We start from the raw sequence: 15,575 nt of genomic DNA on the forward strand, positions 1-15,575 counted from the left end.
AACTAAGCGCCGCGAACAGGCCATGACAAGACGGCAATCGGCCGCCCTGTCCCTCAAGCAACCAGGAATACACGGCAGTTGTGGAACGGATGAGGCAGGTGGGGTCCGACGTGCGTATCTGCGTACGGAACGTCGGGCACCCCGGACATGCGCGCGGCGTACCGGCAAGTCAGGATGGTCGGTGGGGCGATACTGACGTGCACGACCGGCACCACCGATACCGGATCCTTTAGGAGCCAACCGAATGAGCAACTCAGCCCAGATCGGCGTCACGGGACTCGCGGTCATGGGCCGCAATCTCGCCCGGAACTTCGCGCGCAACGGCTACACGGTCGCCTTGCACAACCGGACGGCGGCGCGCACGCACGCCCTGGTGGAGGAGTTCGGGCACGAGGGCGACTTCGTCGCGGCGGAGACGGCCAAGGAGTTCGTGGCGGCACTGGAGCGGCCGCGGCGCCTGGTCATCATGGTCAAGGCGGGCGGTCCGACGGACGCGGTGATCGACGAGTTCGCGCCGCTCCTGGAGCCCGGCGACATGATCATCGACGGCGGCAACGCGCACTTCGCCGACACCCGCCGCCGCGAGAAGGCGCTGCGGGAGCAGGGCATCCACTTCGTCGGCATGGGCGTCTCCGGCGGCGAGGAGGGCGCGCTGAACGGGCCCAGCATCATGCCGGGCGGCCCGAAGGAGTCGTACGACTCGCTCGGTCCGATGCTGGAGAAGATCTCGGCGAAGGCGAAGGACGGCGCGCCCTGCGTGACGCACGTCGGTCCGGACGGCGCCGGGCACTTCGTGAAGATGGTCCACAACGGCATCGAGTACGCCGACATGCAGCTGATCGGCGAGGCGTACCAGCTGCTGCGCGACGTGGCCGGCTACTCCCCCGCCCAGATCGCGGAGATCTTCCGCACCTGGAACACCGGCCGCCTCGACTCGTACCTGATCGAGATCACCGCCGAGGTGCTGTCGCACGTGGACGCGGCGACGGGCAAGCCGTTCGTGGACGTGGTCGTGGACCAGGCCGAACAGAAGGGCACCGGCCGCTGGACCGTCCAGATCGCCCTCGACCTGGGCGTCCCGGTGTCGGGCATCGCGGAGGCGGTCTTCGCCCGATCGCTCTCCGGCCACGCGGCGCTGCGCGAGGCCTCGCGCGACCTGGCGGGCCCGAAGGCGACCCCGCTGTCCGAGTCCGAAGCAGGGGCCTTCGCCGACCGCGTCGAGCAGGCCCTGTACGCCTCGAAGATCGTCTCCTACACCCAGGGCTTCCACGAGATCGCGGCGGCCCGTGAGGAGTACGACTGGGACATCGACCTGGGCGCGGTCTCCGCGATCTGGCGCGGCGGCTGCATCATCCGCGCCGCCTTCCTGGACCGCATCCGGTCCGCCTACGACACCCGGGCCGACCTGCCCAGCCTCCTCTCGGACGACACGTTCGCCCGCGAGATCGCCGAGGCCCAGGACGACTGGCGCGAGGTCATCGTCGCCGCCACCCGCCAGGGCGTCCCGACCCCCGGCTTCGCCGCGGCCCTCGCCTACTACGACGCCCTCCGCGCGGAGCGGCTGCCGGCGGCACTGACGCAGGGACAGCGGGACTTCTTCGGCGCGCACACCTACCGGCGGACGGACCGGGACGGGTCGTTCCACACGCTGTGGGGCGGGGACCGGTCGGAGGTGTCGGCCTAGGACGCGGCTTTGCCCGCCGGAGGACGGGTCGCCGGATCTCCGGCGGCCCGCTCCGGCACCCCGTCGGCGCGGCACCGACCGGAGCATCCGCCGGACGACGGGTCCGGGGTCCGCCGGGACGGCCTGCCCTCCCCCAGCAGGCGCTGGACGAGTTCCCTGCGCAGAGTGAGCAGGCGCGCGTCGGTGGTGTAGCCGCGATGGCCTTCGATGGGCGGGAACACGGGCTTGGTCTTGGTGCGCTCGCACTTCCCGTCCTCGGCACCCGCGCCGTCCTCGCCGTCGTCCGGCCACCGCTCGTCCACGCAGTCCAGCCGCACGGGTCCGCCCAGCGGGTCGGTGTCCCGCCAGACATTGGTCCAGCCGGCGAGCGTGCCCTCACCGCAGGGAGCCAGACAGGCGATCGAGTCGGCACAGACGAAGCCCGGATAGTGCCGGGTGAAGTACGTCCGCACCGGAGAGCCGGTCGTCAGCAGGGCGATGCGCCTGCGCGCCGGGCCCTTGAGCTGCCACACCGCCGCCAGCACCAGAACGGATCCCATCGAGTTGGCCCGGATCAGGACGCGCCGGTCCTTGCCCTTCTCCTCCAGCAGGGCCTTCAGCCGCCAGACAAACTCGGGCACGGCCCGCACCGTCCACGGCGGCGGCGCGAAGGGATGGACGGCCCGCGGCCAGAACGCACCGAAGGCCCAGGCCAGTCCGGCGTTCTGGCGCATCTCCGGCCGCAGGGCGAGGGTGCGGAAGGCGAGCAGCATCAGGCCGGCGAGTGCGGCGAGCATCGGCACGCTCGCCGTCCCCAGCGCGTCGTACACGAGGTTCCTCGCGCCTTCCTGGGACGGCCGGATCCCCAGGTGGCAGTAGTAGGCCGCCACGAAGAACACGATCAGCAGTGCCGTGAACGCCAGCAGCCAGTCCAGCGCCTTCAGCAGGTAGTGGTGTCGACGGCGGGCCGCCTCGACCTTCTGCAGATGACGCTGCTCGTCCTTGGACAGCGCGGGCTCGGAAATCTCGTCCTCGGAGACGCCGGGCCGAGATCGTGCCGCGCGGGTTCGGCCGGTCTTCCGGTCTCGGTCCCGGTCGCACGGCGGCACCGGCAGGAGGCGAACCACGGCGCTGATCACGCCCCACGCCGCCGCTGCCGTGATCAGGACCGGCACCAGCATCATGCCCATCAGCTGAACGGGCTCCGGGACCTTGGGCCCCTTCTCCCCCTTCGGGGCGAGCCAGGAACTCGTCCACTGGGCGACGGCGTCCGTGTAGAGCCAGCCGACGAAGCAGGCGATCACGGCCACCGCTGCACCGGCGAGACCGTAGAGCGCAATGCTGCGTCGTTTCGTCCGCCCCGAGGAGGTGCCTGTCCGGCCGGGCAGGAGCAGGGCGCCGGCCAGGAGCAGCAGTATGCCGAACCCCTGTGCCACGAGGAGAGAGGTCGACTGCACAAGGATTCCGGGCAGTTGGCCGCGCACCTTCCAGTCCCGTCCGGGCCACAGGCAGTAGATCACCGCGACCGCGTTGACCATCGCGCAGCAGATCCCGGCGAGGACGGGGTACCGCGTCGGCCACAGGGGAAGCAGGTCGACCTGCTCCTTGCCGCCGGACGGCGACGAGCGTTCGACCTCGATCTTCTTGTCACGGAGGTACCGCAGACCGAGCAGCCGCCTGCGGGGTGACCCCTCGGGCAGGGTGAGACCGAAGTGGTTGTGCAGCCACGGCACGGACAGGACCACCACCAGCGCCATGACGAGGATGACAGCGAAGAACACGACGCCGAACGCCTTCCGGGCGCTGCCCTGAGGGTCTTCGTGCATGGGTGTCCACGTCAGCAGGGCAGCGGTGGTGAGCAACCCCGCCCACACGTGCTGGGAGGCGATCCCGGGAGATCGCCGGTTGTGCTCCCAGAAGCCCGGCAATCCAAGGGGTGCCCGTCCTCGCCCTTCGTCGCGCGCTTCCGCCGCGCCTTTTCCGCCTCTTGGGCCGTGACGGTCGGCTTCACCGGCAGATACTCCTGCCGGGAATCCCGCGCGAAGAACAACAGGACGAACACCACGACGGCGGGCAGCAGCGCCGCCAGCACCAACCCGAACTGCGGACCGGGCAGTTGCTGCAGCATGTGCACGGCCTGCTTGCCATCGGCGCACGGCCCTCCCTGCGGAGCGCACTGCCACGCGAACTGGTCCATGGCCACCTGGCCGAAGGTGCCCACGACCAGCACGGTGAGCGACAGGGCCAGCAGGCGAGCGCCGAACTCGTAGACGGCACCGGACACTTTGGTGTGCAGCTTGTCCGTGCCGCACGGCCAGCGCGGCTGCATCCACGCCACCAGGTTGATCAGCAGGAAGGGCAGCAGGAACAGCCACAGCGCACGCCACGCGCCGCCGATGGTCAAGCGCGTCCAGTCGTACACCTCGCGCTTGAGCTGCACGACCGGACGCCCTTGGTCGTCGGTGACAAGACCGTTGTCCGGATCCGTGCCGCGGTACAGGCCGGCCTTGTTGTCACCGCTGACCCGGTCGACACCGGTGGGCCGCAATAACGCGTCCCTGTCGATCGCCCCCAGGCCCGGCACCAGGATCTCCACGACCTCCACGGCCGACTGTGCCTGTCCGGGCTTCTGCACCTGCGCATTCTCGAGCTTCGCGACATCGATCATCGCGGGACCCCCGTCCCCCGTTCGCCCCCCGTGGGCCTTCCTCGCATCAGGTTGACAGGGCACCAACTCGTCACGCAATGGAGTTGGAGTACGAGAAAATCTCACCCTCCGTGAGATCCGCTCAGCTCAGGGGCGGCCCGGGTTCCGGGTTCGGCACTGGCTCCGGACCCGGTGGAATCGGGCTCGGCGACGGCTCCGGTGTCGGCCGGGGGCCCGGGGTCGGGTCCGGTGGCGAGGGTGGGGTGGGTTCCGGACCGGGAGGTGCGGGTGGGGTGGGTTCCGGACCCGGAGGTGCCGGTGGGGTGGGTTCCGGGCCCGGCTGGGGGGTGGGGACCGGGTAGGGGTCCGGCGGCTGGGGGCCCGGGCCGGGGGTGGGTCCGGGCGGTACGGGGGAGGGGTGCGGGTCGGTCATGGTGTCCTCCGGCCAGTCGGTCGACGTCGGCTCTGGACTACTCCCCCGCGTACCCGACGGCCGCCTTTGCACTCACCCGCCCGTATGACGGCGGCCGCCCGGGTGGACCTACCCGGCGCGCACCGCCTCCGCGCCCGCCGCGAGGCCCGGGCGGGGGCTGGACAGCACCGGGACCGACGTGGTCGTCAGGTGCTGGGCCGGGGCCATGGAGCCCTGGGCGAGGACGATCGCGTCGGCGTCGGTGACCGCGTCGGCCGCGGCCGCGACGAGACGGGCGCAGCCCCCGGTGTCGCCCGCCGCGAAGGCGTCCCAGGCCCCGTCGACGAGACGGGTCCGCACCTCCACGGGGCGCCCGGCGCGGCGGGCCTCCTCCTCGATCAGAGACACCGTCGGCCCGAACGTGCTCTCCACACTGGCGAGCACGACGATCCGCGCACCGGCGGCCACCGCCGCGGCCGCCATCGGACGGTCGCTGCGCAGCACCGGCACCCCGGCCCCGGCGGCCGCCGCCTCCGCGACGGCGCCGATCGTCGAGCAGGTGCACAGCACGGCCCGGGCCCCCTCGCCCACGGCCTTGTCCAGCGCGGCCCGCACGTCGTCCGCCACCGCCTCGGGGCTCTCGCGGCGGGCCCGGGCCAGCAGTTCCTCGTCGACGAAGTGCCGCAGTTCCAGGCCTGGATGGTCCTCGTCGCGCAGTGCCTCGAAGACCGGGACGTGCGCGGGCGAGGTGTGCAGGAGGGCGAGCATGCGGGGACATGCCTTTCTCGAAGGTGCGGTGCGTCTCGTCTGTGCCTGCTCGGAACCCTCCGCGTCGGCTCAGAAACGGCCCGGGTGCGCCGCCAGCCACGCCTTCGCCGCCCGCAGCAGTTCCGGGTCGGCGGCCGGGGCCTCGTCGGGGTGGCGTTCGGCCCACTTGGTGACGTACGGGCACAGCGGGGCGACGACGACGCCCTCGCGCTCGGCGATGACGTACAACTCGCGTGCCAGCGAGCCCGCGATGCCCTTTCCCTCGTGGGCCGGTTCCACGATGGTGTGGACCGGGACCAGGGCGTGCCCGGGCGATTCGAGGATGAAGTACTCGATGTGGCCGACGACTTCGCCGTCCGTACCGTCGCCGATCGCCTCCAGGCGGCCCGCCGCCCGGTCGTCGCGGATCTCGATCTCGCTCATGGGCACGCTCCTGGTCCGAAAGTCGGGGAGGTCGGAGAGGTCGGTGATCAGGCCGGTACGGCCTGCGGGCTGCGCTCCTGGTCCGAACCCGGTACCGGCTCGGACGGGTCGGCGCCCAGGGCCACGATGCGGTTGTCGCGGTCCACGTGCACGACGTGGGGTTCGAGTGCCCGTGCCTCGGCGTCGGTCACCTGAGCGTAGCTGATGATGATCACCAGGTCGCCGGGCTTGACGAGATGGGCGGCGGCCCCGTTGATCCCGATCACGCCGGAGCCGCGCTCGCCCTCGATGACGTACGTCTCCAGACGGGCGCCGTTGGTGATGTCGACGATGTGCACCAGCTCGCCGGGCAACAGGTCGGCGGCGTCGAGCAGTTCGGCGTCGATGGTCACCGATCCCACGTAGTGCAGGTCGGCCTGGGTGACGGTGGCGCGGTGGATCTTCGATTTGAACATGGTTCGAAGCACGGAGAACTCCCGAATTGTCTGCTCCCTGCCTGCTTTTTGCAGGTCAAGGGCGGTGTTCGGAGACTACAGCGATTCACGGGTCCGGTCAGCGGTCTGCAGGTGTCTCGGGACTCACATTGACTTGTCGCCGATTCGCCGAGGGGATCAGCGGGTGCGGATCCAGACGGTCTTCTCCCGGGTCCACTGGTCGAAGGCGTCGGTCGACTTCTCCACGCCGCCGAACCCGGACTGTTTCCAGCCGCCGAAGGGGGTGGTGATGTCGCCCTCGCTGTAGGCGTTGACGGAGACCACGCCGGCCTCGATGCCGCGTGCGAGTCGGAGGGCGGTGTCGAGGTCGCGGGTCCACACCGAGGCGGCAAGGCCGTATTCGGTGGCGTTCGCCAGATACGTCGCCTCGTCTTCGGTGGTGAAGGTCTGGACGGTGACGACGGGACCGAACAGTTCTCTGGTGAGTACGTCGCTGCCTTCGGGCGCGTGGGTGATCACGGTGGGCGGGTAGTAGGCGCCACGCTGCGGCAGGCCGTGCGGCAGCCCTCCGGTGTGAATGCGGGCTCCACCGGCCCGGGCTGCTTCCACCGCCGTCGCGACCCGGTCGAATGCGGCCCGGTCGATCAGTGGCCCCAGCTGCGTGCGGGGGTCCGCGGGGTCGCCGATGACCAGGCGTTTCGCGGCGGCCGTGAACCGCTCCAGCACCTCGTCGGCGATGCTGTGGTGGACCAGGACGCGGGAACCGGCCGTGCAGTTCTGCCCCATCGTCAGGAATGCGGCCTCGATCATGTGGTCGATGAGCTCGTCGCCGTAGAAGAGCGCGTCGGCCATCAGCACCTGGGGGCTCTTGCCGCCCATCTCCAGCGAGACGCGCTTGAAGTTGGTGTCGGCGGCGTCCTTGAGGATGCGGCGCCCGGTTCCGGTGGAGCCGGTGAACGAGAGGGCGCCCACGACGGGGCTGCGGGCCAGGGCGGCGCCGGTGACGGAGCCGTGGCCGGTCAGGACCGTGAGGACCCCTTCGGGGAGGCCGGCCTCGGCGGCGAGTTCGGCCAGGTGCAGGGCCGAGCGCGGGGTCGCCTCGGCGGGCTTGACCAGCAGGCAGTTGCCGGCGGCGAGAGCGGGACCGACCTTCCACGCGGTCATCGCCAGCGGGTAGTTCCAGGGCAGGATCGCCGCGACCACGCCGACCGGTTCCCGGCTCATCAGGCCCAGGCCGTCCGGTCCGCCGGGGGCGATCCGGCCGAACACCTTGTCGGCCGCTTCGGCGAACCAGCGGATCGACTCGACAGCGCCGGGTACGTCACCGGTGAGGCACTCGGTGATCGGCTTTCCCGCGTCCTCGCTGTCCATCCGGGCCAGGATCCCGGTGTCGCGTTCCATCAGGTCGGCGAGGCGCAGCAGCACCGCGCTGCGCTCCCGGACCGGCAGTCGCGACCAGACGCCGGAGGCGAAGACCTGTTCCGCCCGCGCTGCGGCCTTGGCGACGTCTTCGGCGCTCGTGGCCGGCACGGTGGTGATCGGCTCCCCGGTGGCCGGGTTGACGACGCTCAGCGTGCCGGGGCTCTCGACTGCGGTCATTTCTCCTCCACCAGTTCCCAGCGGCCGTCGGTCTGCCGGGCCAGTCCCCGGCGGCGCAGCTCCTCCAGGTAGCGGGCCATGCCGCGCTCCCCTCTGCGCCGGAACAGCGGGAAGATCTTCGGCAGCAGGTTCGGCGCCAGCAACGCGAAACGGACCAGGCGGGACTCGCCGGGCCGGGGGTAGGCCTCCAGGCGGGGCCTGTCGAGCAGGCTGACCACCGCCGCCACGACGTCGGCGGGCTGCTGCGGCGGGTCCTGGAACTGCATGGAGTTGCCGCCGTCCACGGCCTCCTGGCGCAGCATCCGGGTGTCGGTCGCCGACGGCAGCACCGACCCGGCCAGGATGCCCTTGCTCCTCAGATCGAGCCCGAGGGCGAGCATCGCCCCGCGCAGCCCGAACTTCGAGGCCGTGTAGATCGGGGTCTCGCCCAGCGGGAAGATCCCGCCGAGGGAGACGGTGGTGACCACACGGGCGTCCCGGGAGGCCTGCAGCAGCGGGATCGCGATCCTCGTGGCCACCAGCGGCGAGGTCAGGTTGAGGGTGATCTCCTGCTCGATGCTCTCGACGCTGCGCACGTCGAAGCGTTCGGCGCTGGTCATTCCCACGTTGTTGACGAGCACGTCGAGGCGGCCGTACGCATCGGCGACCTGATCGAAAAGCTGCTCCACCTGAGCCCGGTCCACCAGGTCGCAGCCCAGGGCGGTGTGGCCGGCGCCGGGGAGTTCGACGGCGACCCGCTTGGCGCGGGCCTCGTCGATGTCGACGACCACGCAGCGGGCGCCCCCGGCGGCGAAGCGGCGGCACATCGCGCTGCCGATCCCGCCGGCACCGCCGGTCACCAGCATGACCTTGTCACGGAAGTCGAAGCCGCTCATGACATCGCCTCCACGCCCCGCGGGGACCGCACGCGCGGTGGCCGGCCCTCGGTGCGCCAGCCCATGTCGGCCGCGATCCTGCCGAGGTGCTTCACGAGGGCCGCGCTGTCGACGTAGCCGGTGTGCCGGGGCGAGTCGACGAACTTGATCCCGCCGGACAGGTCCGGGCGGTCGGTACGGATCATGCTCGCGAACCGCTCCGCGTTCGGCAGCCCCTGCGCCACGTCGTGGATGTGCCCGGCGACCAGTTGGGCCTGGGTGTCGAAGAGCCGGTACGCGCCGGAGTTGGTCTCGACGAAGCCGACTCCGAAAAGGCCCTGGTGCTCGCGGGAGAACGACGACAGGTACAGGTCGGGGTGCTGCTCGTCGCCGAAGTACTTCTGCGCGACCGGAACCTGGTGGACATAGCCGGTGGCCAGCAGGATCAGGTCGAAGTCGTCGCGGGTGCCGTCCGTGAAGTGGACCGTTCTGCCCTCGGTGCGGGCGATCCCCGGCTTGGCGGCGATGTCGCCGTGCTGAAGGTGGTGGATCAGCATCGAGTTGATCGCGGGGTGGGTCTCGAACAGCTTGTGGTCCGGCTTCTGCAGGCCCAGGCGCGTCGGGTCGCCGTTGAGGAATCGCAGGAGGGTGCCGAAGACCCGCTGCGCCAGCCACATCGGCAGATGCGGCCCGCCGCTCGCGATCGTGTCCACCGGCCGGCCGAAGAGGTGCTTGGGGATGAACCAGTAGCCGCGGCGCATGCTGATCACCGCGTGGTCCGCGCTTCGGGCCGCATCGCAGGCGATGTCGCAGCCGGAGTTCCCCGCACCCACGACCAGGACCCGCCTGCCGCGCAGTTCCTCCGCGCTGCGGTAGCCGACCGTGTGGCGGACCTCGCCGGTGAAACTGCCGGGCAGTTCCGGAACGTTGGGGTGCCACTGGGAGCCGGTGCACACCACGACGTGGCTGTGCACGGTCTGCTGCCCGTCGGTCCGGGTGACCGTCCAGGTGCCGTCCGCGTTCTTGTCGACGTTTTCGACCTCGACGCCGAACTGGATGCGCTCCGTCAGTTCGTAGGCGTCGGCGAACGACGTCAGATACGAGAGGATCTGCCGATGCGGAGGATAATCGGCGAATTCGTCGGGCATCGGAAAACCTCCGAATCCCGAGAGCGTCCTGCTGGAAATGAAATGGGCCGACTCGTACATCGGGCTGCCGGGGTTGTCGATGTCCCAGATACCGCCCGGCCCGGTGTGCCGCTCGAGATGCGTGTACGGCAGATTCCGCTCCGTCAGGGCTCTTGCGACCGCCAGGCCGGCAGGTCCCGCCCCGATCACGCATGTGTCGTACTGAATGTTTCCCATGAATCGGATCCTTTTTTCCAAACTCTCTCGGTTCCATTCCCGAAGGGCTGAGGAGAACTTATTCATCTGCCGTTCAGCGGGAAATGATCCGTGCGGTCAAAGAGGGGGCCTGGGCGGCCAAGCGAAAGACCGTGCCGTCACCAGGAGCGCGAGGACGAGTGCGGCGGGGATCCCGTAGGCCAGGCGGAAGTGGCCGGTGGACCCGAGGATTCCGCTGGCGGCCCCGCCCGCGAGCACGCCTGCGTAGTTGAAGACGTTCATTCGGGCCAGGACCGCTTCGGTCGCCCCCGGTCGCAGGCGTCCGGCGGAGGCAAGGCACAGGGGGACGAGCGCGGACACCCCGAGCCCGGTGCATGCGGCCGCCAGGACCGCGTACGGCCAGGCGGGGGCGACTGCCAGTCCGGCCAGGGCCACGGCGGTGAGCAGGGTGGCGGCACGGATCACGGCCACCGGACCGATCGTGCGTACGAGGCGGTCGGCGCAGGACCGCCCGGTGACGGTGCCGACCTGGTAGGCCGCATAGGCCAGCGGTGCGAGGGACAGGGCGGTGTCCAGGGTCTGGTGGAGATAGAGCGTCGACCACGACGAGACCGTGGAGTCGATGACGTAGGCGACCAGCAGGACAAGGCCGAACGGGGCGAGTTGGACCCACAGCCCGCGGCCGAGCGCGACGGACTCCCCGTGGCCGGACACGGCGGATGGTGCGTCGGCGGGAAGCGCGTGCGAGCGGACGGTCAGGGCGAGGACCAGGACGACACCGGCCTGCGCGGTCAGGGTGTACTCGGCAGACAGGCCGAGGCGGGCCGTGCCCGCTGTCAGCAGTGCGGCCGCAACGCCCGCTGCGCTCCAGGCGGCGTAGAAGGAGGCGAAGATGCTCCGGCCGTAGTGGCGTTCGACGGCCGCGGCCCGGGCGTTCGCCGACACGTCGATGCAGCCCAGCGTCATGCCGAACAACGCGTACGACACCGCGACCGCGGCCTGGCTGGGAGCCCAGCCGATCAGCAGCAGGGCCACGGCGGTGGCCACGACGGCGGCCCGCATGGCGGCGGCCTGCCCCAGACGCCGGATCACGGCCAGTCCGGCGAAGCTGCCGACGCCCGCGCTCAACGCGACCGTCACGACGAGCACGGTCATCGTCAGCGGAGAGAGCGAGAGGCGCTCCTTGACGGCGGGCACCGTGGTGGACACCGCGGCCACCGCCGCCCCCTGGGCGGCGAACACCGTCGCCACGGCACGCCGGGGCGCCGCGAGCGGGCTCCGCCGCACGGATCGAAGCCGAGCCTTGGCCTGGAGAGGTGCAGTCATGGTGACCCTTGCGGAAGGTGGCGGGTTTCCGCACAAGGTAGGGAGGGCGGAAAGGCCGTGTGCAGCGCGTCAGAGGCCGAAATGGGGGCTCCGGCGGCCACACCCGCGACAGACGGGGCCCGGCTGCTTACAGTGAGTCGAGAAACGCCCTGGTGAGAGGGGATGCGATGCCCGATGCTCCCGCTCCGGTCACTTCTCCGGGAACGAGCCGCAGCACTTCGGCCACCATCGCGCCGAACATCCTCCGCTACCTGGCCCGGGTAGCCGGCGAGTACGGCGTCGACCTGCAGCCGCTGCTGACCCGGGTCGGGCTGGACCCGACGGTGATGGGCTCCGCCGCGCTGCGGGTCTCCTACCGGCAGGGCAGCGACGTCATCCGGCAGGCGGTGGAGCGGACCGGGGACGAGCAGCTGGGGCTGCGCGTGGGCGCGGTGCAGCACCTGACCGCGTGGGGGCTGCTCGGCTTGGCCATGATGGCCGCCGACACGCTTCAGGACGCCATCGAGACGGGCGTGCGCTATCAGAACCTGTCCGGGGCGATGACGGTGTGGTCGGCCCGCTGGGAGGACGCCGGCTACGTGTTGCGCGCCGATCTGCCGGACCCCGCACTGGATCCGACGGTCGCCGTCTTCCTGATCGAGGAGGCGTACTCCAGCGTCGTCACCCTCACCCGGCTGAGCGTCGGCGCCCAATTCGCCCCGCAGGCGGTCGAGTTCGCCTTCCCCGCCCCGCGCGACACGGGCCCGTTCGACGAACTCTTCCGCTGCCCACTGCGGTTCGACGCCGCCGGCAACCGCATGGTGTTCCCCGCCCGGTGGGCCCGTACGGCCATGCCGGGACGGGACCCCATCACGTACGCCTCGGTGCTCGACGTGCTGGACAAGGAGATGGCGTCACGGCGCGACCAGCAGGACCTGCTCGAGGTGCTGGAGATCTCCATCGCGCAGAGCCTTCCGGCCGTCCCCTCGTTCACCGAGCAGGCCCGCCGGCACGCGTCCAGCGAACGCACCCTGCGCCGTCGCCTGGCCGAGTGCGGCACCACGTACGAGGCGATCGTCGACGGGGTACGCCGCGAGCAGGTCGAACAGCTGCTACGGCGACCGGAACTGACGCTCCGTGACATCACCCGCCAGGCGGGCTTCGCCGACGTGAGCGCGCTCCGGCGCGCGGTGCGCCGGTGGCACGGAGTGACCCCGCTCGAGCTGCGCACCGGGCTGCTGGAGCGGGAGGCACCCACCGGCCGACCGCACGCGTGACGCTGTCGGGATCCGCGCCCCGGCCTGCCTAGGGCTCTTCTGATGGAATCTCCGCGGCGTCGCGACGCCCGGCACGCCCTCTCGCCGCACCGGTCAAAAGCCCTAGTGGCTCCGCTACGAGGGCTTCCGCCCGGCACGCCGAGAGCACGCACCGAACGCCGCTCCTTCTCCCACGGAGATCCATCAGAAGAGCCCTAGCCGTGTCGCTCGCACACGAAACCGTGGCTGCCCGGACCGAGGTCGGACACGGTGACCGTCCCGTCGGTCACCCGCACGCCACGCGTCGACGCCCGGTGCCCGTCCCAGAGCGTCCGGCGGTCGGCACGCACGGTCTGCCGGTGCGCGTCGCCGGGGAACGCGATCGATCCCCGCGTGTGTGCCGGTACGTGGGCGGTGAGGCGGAAGGCGTGGGCGGTGTTCTCCCACTCGACGCGCAACGGGCCCTGCGGTGTGGGCAGTTGGCCCGTCGCCCAGTCGACGTCGCCGGGTTGCGGCCGTATCTCCCAGGTGGCGTAGCCCGGAGACGTGGGGCGGGCCCCGAGCAGGTGGTGGGTCAGGGCCGGCAGGACACCGGTGGACCAGCCGTGGGCCATGCTCGTGTAGGCGCCCTCGTACAGGGAGCCGTCGGGGCCGATGCCCTCCCAGTGGGTGATGCCGGGGTCGTTCTTGTCCATCCAGCCGTAGGTGCGCCGGATCTGGTCGAGCGCGGACGCGGCCCGGCCCGCGAGGAAGCGGGCCTCGATCTCGGGGTAGGAGGTGAAGGCGTAGACGCGCTGGGAGGCCTGGTCGAAGAGGGTGTCGTTGTCCATGAAGGCGTTGCCGTACGGCCGCCTCGTCGTCGCGTCGAGATGGGCCAGCGCCGATGCGGCGCGGTCCGCGCCGGCGATGCCGGTGACGACGGCCAGTGCGTTGCCGTCCTGCGCATGGCGCGCCGGGCCGGTCGTGGAGTCCAGGTAGGCTCCCGCCGCCGCGTCCCACAGCAGCGCGTTGACGGCCTGCGCGACCTTGTCCGCTCTGGCGTTCCAGCGCTCGGCGTCGCTTCCGCGGCCCAGCAGGAGGGCCAGCCGGGCACCGGCCCGCAGGGCCTGCACGTACAGGGCGTTGTAGTAGGTGACCTGGCCGGTGCGGCCCAGGAACGCGTAGTCGCCGTACCCGCCGGTGCCGCCCAGGCCCTTGCGCAGCAGGCCCGAGTCGTCCGTGACGCCGGGACACCAGCTGTCCAGGACCTTGACCAGGTTCGGGTGGTGCCGGGCGGCGTAGGAGCTGTCGCCGGTGTAGAGGACGTAGTCCCAGCTGCAGGTGACCCAGTACAGCGGATAGTCGAAGAGGGGCAGGGTGTAGCCCGCGATGGAGGCGGGCGGGATCCAGCCGTCGGCGCGCTGGTGCGCGGCGAGGTCGGCCAGCACGTTGCGGACCGCCTCGGCGGTGTCGTCGTGCGTCAGGTACAGGGTGCGCGCGGAGACCGCGAGGTCGCCGACGTAGGGGTCGCGGTCGCGCTTGGCGCCGTCGTGCAGGACCAGCTTGCCCTCCAGGGTGGCGCTCCAGGCGCCGCGCGGATCGACGTCGTCCTGGCGGAAGGTGTCCGTGACCAGTTCGTTGGTGTACGACGCCCCGTACCAGTAGCGGTTCAACTCCTCGTCGGAGCACAGGAACCAGCCGCGGTAGGTGCTCGGCGTGCCGAGGTAGGCGCTGAACTGCAGGGCCACCGAGTCGATTTCGACCTCCCCCCAGGGCTGCGCGGCGGGAGCGTCCGCGGGCAGGGCGTCGAGGGCGATCCTGAGGTAGCGGAAGCCGTGCAGCCCGTCCGCGAAGACCTTGTCACCGGCCTGGAAGCCCTTGAGGTCGGTCCAGTCGGCGCCGCCTGCCGGCACGGCGAACTGGTCCGTGCCCTGCCCGGTGCCGCCTGCCTGGTCGGAGCGGGTGAAGTCCGAGCGGTCCGTGAGGAACTGCCGGGTCTCGGAGAACGCCACCCGCACGCCCGGGGAGTTGTCGGAGGCCGAGGTGAACCGGATCCGCGGGTATCCGACCACGACCTTGCCGAAGTCCACGGTGACGCTCGGCACGGCGATCGGCTCGACGGGCGCGGGCCAGACTTCGTTGATACGGGTGAAGGCGCCGCGCGGTGTGTCCTGCACGCTCGTCACGGTGATGCGTACGAGGTCGGTCGTCACCGGCTCGGCGAAGGGGACGGCCCGCTGGATGACATCGTTGTCCACGACCGTGGCTGCGGTCTGCCATGCACCGTCGCACCGCACCTCGACGGTGAACGCCGTCGGTACGCCGTCACTGTTGGAGACGACGGTGATGCCCGGAAGCGACGTCGGCTGCGGCAGGACGACGGTGAGGGTGTCGGGGAACTCCCCCAGCGTGTCGTCGTTCCAGAACGTGTCCGGATCGCCGTCGATGGCGTTGACGGCGTCATAGGTCCGCGGGCGTCCGTCGTTGCCGTTGTTGCCGGCGTGGGCCGAGGAGGCCTCGGCGGTGGTGCCCTCGGGCCAGCGGGGTGCCGCCGCGGGGCGGGGACGCCGCAGGACCGTCGCGGCCCCGCCGGGCTGGAGCAGCGCCTCGGCGTTCTCGACATCGCCGCTGGTCGCGACGGTCCGGAGGGGCCGGACGGTGCGCGAGGACGGTGCCTGTACGTAGCGGTGCCAGCGGTTGGCGCGGTGGGCCGGGTCGTCGGCGACGGGGGCGGCTCCCTCCTCGGCGGGGAGCGCCGCCGCCGCGGGGAGTCCGGCGGAGGCGAGAGCCGCCGTCAGCCCGACCGCGCCGGCCCCGGCCATCACGGTGCGTCTGGGGATGTCCTTCTCCGATGTGCCGTTCGACGTCACAGCGCCTCCCTGAACAGACGGG

At 71.2% G+C, this 15,575-nt stretch carries 12 protein-coding genes; 2 read left to right on the forward strand and 10 right to left on the reverse strand.

The features are described from left to right. The first annotated feature begins 244 nt into the window (after nt 1–244). Nucleotides 245–1,684 carry an NADP-dependent phosphogluconate dehydrogenase gene (gene gndA, locus ABZ880_RS07460; protein WP_361258379.1) on the forward strand — a complete coding sequence of 480 codons (1,440 nt, stop codon included), beginning with the start codon at nt 245–247 and terminating at the stop codon, nt 1,682–1,684. On the opposite strand, the gene ABZ880_RS07465 is transcribed toward gndA, so the two are convergent. The 9 genes from ABZ880_RS07465 to ABZ880_RS07505 all read right to left on the reverse strand — a co-directional run bounded on the left by ABZ880_RS07465 (nt 1,681) and on the right by ABZ880_RS07505 (nt 11,469). After that, nucleotides 1,681–3,489, reverse strand: coding sequence for a hypothetical protein (locus ABZ880_RS07465; protein ID WP_361258381.1), 1,809 nt, complete (start codon nt 3,487–3,489; stop codon nt 1,681–1,683). The genes gndA and ABZ880_RS07465 overlap by 4 nt on opposite strands. 11 nt (nt 3,490–3,500) lie before the next feature. After that, nucleotides 3,501–4,331, reverse strand: a complete 831-nt coding sequence (locus tag ABZ880_RS07470; protein WP_361258384.1) for a hypothetical protein — start codon at nt 4,329–4,331, stop codon at nt 3,501–3,503. A gap of 520 nt (nt 4,332–4,851) precedes the next feature. After that, nucleotides 4,852–5,490: an aspartate/glutamate racemase family protein gene (locus tag ABZ880_RS07475; protein ID WP_361258387.1), complete on the reverse strand. Its 639-nt coding sequence runs from the start codon at nt 5,488–5,490 to the stop codon at nt 4,852–4,854. Between the two features lie 69 nt (nt 5,491–5,559). Continuing rightward, nucleotides 5,560–5,913 (reverse strand): GNAT family N-acetyltransferase, encoded by a 354-nt coding sequence (locus ABZ880_RS07480; protein ID WP_361258390.1) that lies wholly within the window; start codon nt 5,911–5,913, stop codon nt 5,560–5,562. A 47-nt stretch (nt 5,914–5,960) separates the two neighbouring features. Continuing rightward, nucleotides 5,961–6,380, reverse strand: coding sequence for an aspartate 1-decarboxylase (gene panD, locus ABZ880_RS07485; RefSeq protein ID WP_361258393.1), 420 nt, complete (start codon nt 6,378–6,380; stop codon nt 5,961–5,963). A gap of 144 nt (nt 6,381–6,524) precedes the next feature. Then, complete coding sequence (locus ABZ880_RS07490; protein ID WP_361258396.1) at nt 6,525–7,946, reverse strand: aldehyde dehydrogenase family protein; 1,422 nt, start codon at nt 7,944–7,946, stop codon at nt 6,525–6,527. Next, complete coding sequence (locus ABZ880_RS07495) at nt 7,943–8,821, reverse strand: SDR family oxidoreductase (RefSeq protein ID WP_361258399.1); 879 nt, start codon at nt 8,819–8,821, stop codon at nt 7,943–7,945. The genes ABZ880_RS07490 and ABZ880_RS07495 overlap by 4 nt, the downstream gene beginning before the upstream one ends. Continuing rightward, entirely contained in the window at nt 8,818–10,164 is a 1,347-nt protein-coding gene (locus ABZ880_RS07500; RefSeq protein WP_361258402.1) for an NAD(P)/FAD-dependent oxidoreductase, read from the reverse strand. Before ABZ880_RS07500 ends, ABZ880_RS07495 begins: the two co-directional genes overlap by 4 nt. A gap of 96 nt (nt 10,165–10,260) precedes the next feature. Then, complete coding sequence (locus ABZ880_RS07505) at nt 10,261–11,469, reverse strand: MFS transporter (protein WP_361258404.1); 1,209 nt, start codon at nt 11,467–11,469, stop codon at nt 10,261–10,263. Nucleotides 11,470–11,636: 167 nt separating this feature from the next. On the opposite strand from ABZ880_RS07505, the gene ABZ880_RS07510 reads away from it, so the two are divergent. Then, complete coding sequence (locus ABZ880_RS07510) at nt 11,637–12,725, forward strand: AraC family transcriptional regulator (RefSeq protein ID WP_361258407.1); 1,089 nt, start codon at nt 11,637–11,639, stop codon at nt 12,723–12,725. A gap of 194 nt (nt 12,726–12,919) precedes the next feature. On the opposite strand, the gene ABZ880_RS07515 is transcribed toward ABZ880_RS07510, so the two are convergent. Then, on the reverse strand, nt 12,920–15,553 hold the full coding sequence (locus ABZ880_RS07515; protein WP_361258409.1) for an alpha-L-rhamnosidase C-terminal domain-containing protein: 2,634 nt from the start codon (nt 15,551–15,553) through the stop codon (nt 12,920–12,922). Nucleotides 15,554–15,575: the final 22 nt, after the last annotated feature.

Source organism: Streptomyces sp. NPDC047043 (assembly GCF_040644055.1).
In the GTDB taxonomy this organism is placed as follows: Bacteria; Actinomycetota; Actinomycetes; order Streptomycetales; family Streptomycetaceae; genus Streptomyces.

Bases quoted from the DNA above. Each gene is read 5' to 3' on its own strand.
- gndA (WP_361258379.1), top strand. From the start codon at position 245: ATGAGCAACTCAGCCCAGATCGGCGTCACGGGACTCGCGGTCATGGGC.
- ABZ880_RS07465 (WP_361258381.1), bottom strand. From the start codon at position 3,489: ATGCACGAAGACCCTCAGGGCAGCGCCCGGAAGGCGTTCGGCGTCGTG.
- ABZ880_RS07470 (WP_361258384.1), bottom strand. From the start codon at position 4,331: ATGATCGATGTCGCGAAGCTCGAGAATGCGCAGGTGCAGAAGCCCGGA.
- ABZ880_RS07475 (WP_361258387.1), bottom strand. From the start codon at position 5,490: ATGCTCGCCCTCCTGCACACCTCGCCCGCGCACGTCCCGGTCTTCGAG.
- ABZ880_RS07480 (WP_361258390.1), bottom strand. From the start codon at position 5,913: ATGAGCGAGATCGAGATCCGCGACGACCGGGCGGCGGGCCGCCTGGAG.
- ABZ880_RS07490 (WP_361258396.1), bottom strand. From the start codon at position 7,946: ATGACCGCAGTCGAGAGCCCCGGCACGCTGAGCGTCGTCAACCCGGCC.
- ABZ880_RS07495 (WP_361258399.1), bottom strand. From the start codon at position 8,821: ATGAGCGGCTTCGACTTCCGTGACAAGGTCATGCTGGTGACCGGCGGT.
- ABZ880_RS07500 (WP_361258402.1), bottom strand. From the start codon at position 10,164: ATGGGAAACATTCAGTACGACACATGCGTGATCGGGGCGGGACCTGCC.
- ABZ880_RS07505 (WP_361258404.1), bottom strand. From the start codon at position 11,469: ATGACTGCACCTCTCCAGGCCAAGGCTCGGCTTCGATCCGTGCGGCGG.
- ABZ880_RS07510 (WP_361258407.1), top strand. From the start codon at position 11,637: ATGCCCGATGCTCCCGCTCCGGTCACTTCTCCGGGAACGAGCCGCAGC.